The organism is uncultured Novosphingobium sp. (assembly GCF_964277725.1).
Classification (GTDB): Bacteria; Pseudomonadota; Alphaproteobacteria; order Sphingomonadales; family Sphingomonadaceae; genus Novosphingobium; species Novosphingobium fluoreni.
In genome coordinates, this window is sequence record NZ_CAXYKL010000209.1 from 1 (window position 1) to 4,894 (window position 4,894).

At 64.2% G+C, this 4,894-nt stretch carries 5 protein-coding genes and 1 pseudogene; 5 read left to right on the forward strand and 1 reads right to left on the reverse strand.

Annotation, left to right across the window (positions count from 1 at the left end):
• The 5 genes from ACHWRX_RS11890 to ACHWRX_RS11910 all read left to right on the forward strand — a co-directional run.
• Positions 1–406 (forward strand): VOC family protein (locus ACHWRX_RS11890; protein ID WP_394659372.1); only part of this gene is annotated, 406 nt, incomplete at its 5' end.
• 114 nt (positions 407–520) lie between these two features.
• On the forward strand, positions 521–2,761 hold the full coding sequence (gene scpA, locus ACHWRX_RS11895; RefSeq protein ID WP_394659373.1) for a methylmalonyl-CoA mutase: 2,241 nt from the start codon (positions 521–523) through the stop codon (positions 2,759–2,761).
• A 2-nt stretch (positions 2,762–2,763) separates the two neighbouring features.
• Positions 2,764–3,801 (forward strand): biotin synthase BioB, encoded by a 1,038-nt coding sequence (gene bioB / locus ACHWRX_RS11900; RefSeq protein WP_058738011.1) that lies wholly within the window; start codon positions 2,764–2,766, stop codon positions 3,799–3,801.
• A complete protein-coding gene (locus ACHWRX_RS11905; RefSeq protein WP_394659374.1) occupies positions 3,798–4,157 on the forward strand; it encodes a lysozyme inhibitor LprI family protein in 360 nt (119 codons plus the stop codon). Before bioB ends, ACHWRX_RS11905 begins: the two co-directional genes overlap by 4 nt.
• Positions 4,157–4,528, forward strand: a complete 372-nt coding sequence (locus ACHWRX_RS11910; RefSeq protein ID WP_288416761.1) for a tRNA-binding protein — start codon at positions 4,157–4,159, stop codon at positions 4,526–4,528. Before ACHWRX_RS11905 ends, ACHWRX_RS11910 begins: the two co-directional genes overlap by 1 nt.
• Positions 4,529–4,579: 51 nt before the next feature.
• Here the strand turns inward: ACHWRX_RS11910 and ACHWRX_RS11915 are convergent.
• Positions 4,580–4,894, reverse strand: a pseudogene (locus ACHWRX_RS11915) (MFS transporter); the annotation flags it as partial.

Sequence of the window (4,894 nt, forward strand, 5' to 3'; positions counted from 1 at the left end):
TGCCACGCCGGACCTCGATGCCGCGATCGCGCACTACCGCGATGTCATGGGCGCGACCGACATCACCGAGCCGTTCGTGCTGGAAAGCCAGCAAGTGCGCGTGTGCTTCGTCAACACCCCGGGTGAGAACGGCACCGCCGGTACGCAGGTGGAGTTGCTGCAGCCAACCACGCCGGACAGCGCAGTGGGCAAGTGGCTGGAGAAGAACCCACTCGGCGGGCAGCATCACATCTGCTACGAAGTGCCTGATATCCTTGAAGCCAAGGCGTGGTTCGAAGGGCAGGGCAAGCGCGTGTTGGGCGAACCGCGCATCGGCGCGCACGGTACCCTGATCTTCTTCGTCCACCCCAAGGACATGGGTGGCCAGCTGACCGAGATCATGGAAACCCCGAACGAAGCGCACTGATCTGGCGTGGGAGCGAGGTTGGCCTTGCTCCGGCCGGTTTGATCGGGTGACCGCCAGGCGGCGTTAGAGACAGCGGCGAGGCAAGCCTCTCGCCCGCCCGCATGTGAGGAATGGATGATGAGCGACAAGCCCACGATCGAAACCAATCCCGGTGAAGACAGCGGCGCCGCGCCGGACGCGCGCCGGTTGCCGGAGCCGTCGGTGCAGGCCGACCTCGCGAAATGGCAGGCGGCGGCCGACAAGGAGGTCAAGGGCAAGGACCTGATCTGGCAAACGCCTGAGGGGATCGCCGTCAAGCCGCTCTACACCGCCGAGGACGTGACCGCCGATCCGGGTCTGCCAGGCTTCGCGCCGTTCACGCGCGGCGTGCGCGCATCGATGTACGCGGGCCGCCCCTGGACGATCCGCCAATACGCGGGCTTTTCGACCGCCGAGGAATCAAACGCGTTCTACAAGCGCAACCTGGCGGCGGGCCAGAAGGGCCTTTCGGTCGCGTTCGACCTGGCGACGCACCGTGGCTACGATTCCGATCACCCCCGCGTGACGGGTGACGTGGGTAAGGCGGGCGTCGCGATCGACACGCTTGAGGACATGAAGATCTTGTTCGACGGCATCCCGCTCGACAAGATGTCCGTGTCGATGACGATGAACGGCGCGGTGATTCCGATCCTGGCGTTCTTCATCGTCGCGGGGGAGGAGCAGGGCGTTGATCGCAAGCTGCTCGACGGGACCATCCAGAACGACATCCTCAAGGAGTTCATGGTCCGCAACACTTACATCTACCCGCCCGAGCCGAGCATGCGGATCATCTCGGACATCTTTGGCTACACCAGCCGCGAGATGCCCAAGTTCAACTCGATCTCGATTTCCGGCTATCACATGCAGGAAGCCGGCGCGACGCAGGTGCAGGAATTGGCCTTCACCATCGCCGACGGCATGGAATATGTGAAATACGGCGTCGCATCGGGCCTCGATATCGACAAGTTCGCCGGGCGCCTCAGCTTCTTCTTCGCCATCGGCATGAACTTCTTCATGGAGATCGCCAAGCTTCGCGCCGCGCGCGTGCTGTGGCATCGGGCGATGACGCAACTGGGCGCGCAGGACGAACGCTCCAAGATGCTGCGCACCCATTGCCAGACGTCCGGCGTTTCGCTGCAGGAGCAGGACCCCTACAACAACGTGGTGCGCACCACGATCGAGGCCATGGCCTCGATGCTGGGCGGCACCCAGTCGCTGCATACGAATGCGCTGGACGAGGCGATCGCGCTGCCGACCGACTTCTCGGCCCGGATCGCCCGCAACACCCAGATCATCATCCAGGAAGAAACCGGGATGACCAAGGTGGTCGATCCCCTGGGAGGCTCCTACTACATCGAAGCGCTGACGCAGGAACTGGTCGATCAGGCGTGGGAGATCATCGAGCGCGTGCAGTCCGAAGGCGGCATGGCCAAGGCGGTTGCGGCCGGATGGCCCAAGGCGATGATCGAGACCGCCGCCGCCGCTCGTCAGGCGCGGGTCGATCGTGGCGATGACGTGATCGTCGGCGTCAACAAATACCGATTGGCCAGCGAGGACTTGCTTGAGACCTTGGAGGTCGACAACGCCAAGGTCCGCGAAGGGCAGATCGCCCGCATCGCCAAGACCAAGGCTGAGCGCGACAACGACGCCTGCGAGGCGGCACTCAAGGCCTTGCGTGAGGGGGCGGCCAAGCCTTCGAGCCTGGAAAACAACTTGTTGGCGCTCGCCGTGGAGTGCGCCCGGGCGCGCGCGACGCTGGGCGAAATCTCGTCTGCCATGGAAGAGAGCTTCGCGCGCTATGGCACGCAACCGACCCCGGTGAAGGGTGTCTATTCCGCGCCTTATGCGGGCGACAGCCGTTGGCAGCAGGTGGTGGATGGTGTGGCCGCGGTCGAGCGCCGCCTGGGTCGCAAGCCCAAGCTGATGGTCGCCAAGATGGGCCAGGATGGCCACGATCGCGGCGCGAACGTGATCGCGTCGGCCTTTGGCGACATGGGCTTCGATATCGTATCGGGTCCGCTGTTCCAGACGCCGGAAGAAACGGTGGTGCTGGCGCTGGAGCACGATGTCGATGTGGTCGGTGCATCCAGCCTCGCCGCCGGGCACAAGACGCTGATCCCCGAACTGATCCAGCGCCTGCGTGAGCAAGGCCGCAATGATATCAAGGTGATCGCGGGTGGCGTTATTCCGCCGCAGGACTATGAGTACCTGCGCAACGCCGGTGTGCAGGGTATCTATGGCCCAGGCTCGAACGTGGTAGAGTGCGCCGCCGATGTGCTGCGCCTGCTGGGCCACAACATGCCGCCGGCGGGCGATGAACTGCAGGCTGCGGAGTAAGCATGACCGACGCACGTACCGACTGGACTCGCGAAGAGATCGCGGGGCTTTTCGATCTCCCGTTCACCGAGTTGGTCTATCGCGCCGCCGAGGTGCATCGCCGCAGCTTCGATCCGGCGGAGGTCCAGCTATCCACGCTGCTTTCGATCAAGACCGGCGGCTGCGTGGAGGATTGCGGCTATTGCTCGCAGTCCGTCTCGGCCAATAGCGGCGTCAAGGCGACCAAGCTGCTGGAAGTGCAGCAGGTGCTGCAACGCGCCGCCCAGGCGAGAGATGCCGGTTCCACGCGGTTCTGCATGGGTGCCGCCTGGCGCAATCCCAAGGACCGCGACATGCCTGCCATCATCGAGATGGTGCAGGGCGTGCGCTCCATGGGCATGGAAACCTGCATGACGCTGGGCATGCTGACGCCCGCTCAGGCGGATATGTTGAGCGAGGCCGGGCTCGATTACTACAACCACAACATCGATACTTCGCCAGAGCGCTACGATCAGGTGATCACCACGCGCACGATGGACGATCGGCTCGATACCCTGTCGAACGTGCGCATGGCCGGGATCAACGTCTGCTCGGGCGGCATCGTGGGCATGGGAGAGACGCGCGCCGATCGCGTTGGCTTCATCCATACCCTGGCGACTTTGCCGGATCATCCGCAGTCAGTGCCGATCAACGCGCTGGTGCCGGTGAAGGGCACGGTGCTGGGCGACATGCTGGCCGATACGCCGCTCGCCAAGATCGACGATGTGGAATTCGTGCGCACCGTGGCGGTGGCGCGGATCACGATGCCGGGATCGATGGTCCGCCTTTCCGCCGGACGTGAGTCCATGTCGGAAATGACGCAGGCGATGTGCTTCCTGGCCGGCGCGAACTCGATCTTCACCGGCGACAAGCTGCTGACCGCGCCCAATGCGGGCGACGACAACGACATGGCGATGTTCGCGCGGCTGGGCCTGAAGCCCATGGCGATCGACCTGACCCCGGCCGAAGTCGAGGCGCAGCGCATGCCCAAGGGTTGCGCGAAACTGGAAGCGGCAGAGTGATCCTGGCGCTCATCCTTGCCGCAGCCACTCCCGCACCTGACTGCCGGAATGCCATGACCCAGGCGGACATGAACATCTGCGCCGGGCAGCAGCGCGAAGCGGCGGACAAGGCATTGAACGCCACTTGGAAGCGTGCGTCAGACATCGCCCGCGCCAGGTCACGTGCCGACTTCAACTTGTTGCTGGACGCTCAGCGCAAGTGGTTGGCCTATCGCGATGCGCAATGCCTGGCCGAAAATGGTCCTCGGGGGCCGGATAGCGGTTCGATGTGGCCGATGCAGCAAAGCGCCTGCATCACCGGCTTGACCCAGGAGCGGACGAAGCGCTTGCGGATCTATATCGACGCCCCGCGCTGATGCATCTTGAGCATGATGCGTCTGCCGAAGCGGCGGACGAGATCGCCTTCGCCGATTTTCTGAAGATCGACATTCGCGTCGGGACGATCATCGCCGCGGAAGTCTATGAGGGTGCGCGCAAGCCCAGCTTGAAGCTGCGGATCGACTTTGGCCCCGGCATCGGCGAGCGGCGCAGCGTGGGCCAGATGGCCGCGCTCTACATGCCTGAGGAACTGATCGGGCGGCAAGTGGCCGGCGTGGTCAACTTCCCACCCCGCCAGATTGGCCGGGCGTTGTCCGAAGCGCTGACACTGGGTTTCGCCGATGAAGCGGGCAGAGTCGTGCTGTTCTCACCTGACCGGCCGGTGCCCAACGGCTCTCGCCTGTTCTGATCCACCCCGCCTCGCTCATCAACAGCGGAAGCGAGGGGAGGTGCGCGGTCTCTATATCGCCTTAGGATCGGCTAGCAGCTTCCCCAGCGAAAATTTGAGGATCACGAACGCGACCAGCCCGACTGTCGCCGCGCCGACGTGGAGCAGCCAGAACTGCACCGTATCCATGGTGGAGTACCAACCGCCCACGGTGCCCACGATCTTGTTCGAGGCGAAGAAGGCCAGATAGTAAAGCCCCACGACCGTGCCCGCCATCGCCTTCGGGGCGACCTTGGTGAACAAGGCCAGGCTGACCGGAAGGGTGTGGCCGAAGCCGATCGAGTTCAGGATGTGGAACATGACCGGCCAGAACAGGCCGATCTTGCC

What these genes read in the sequence shown, in the direction of transcription:
- bioB (WP_058738011.1), top strand. Translation starts at nt 2,764, where the DNA reads ATGACCGACGCACGTACCGACTGGACTCGCGAAGAGATCGCGGGGCTT.
- ACHWRX_RS11910 (WP_288416761.1), top strand. Translation starts at nt 4,157, where the DNA reads ATGCATCTTGAGCATGATGCGTCTGCCGAAGCGGCGGACGAGATCGCC.
- scpA (WP_394659373.1), top strand. Translation starts at nt 521, where the DNA reads ATGATGAGCGACAAGCCCACGATCGAAACCAATCCCGGTGAAGACAGC.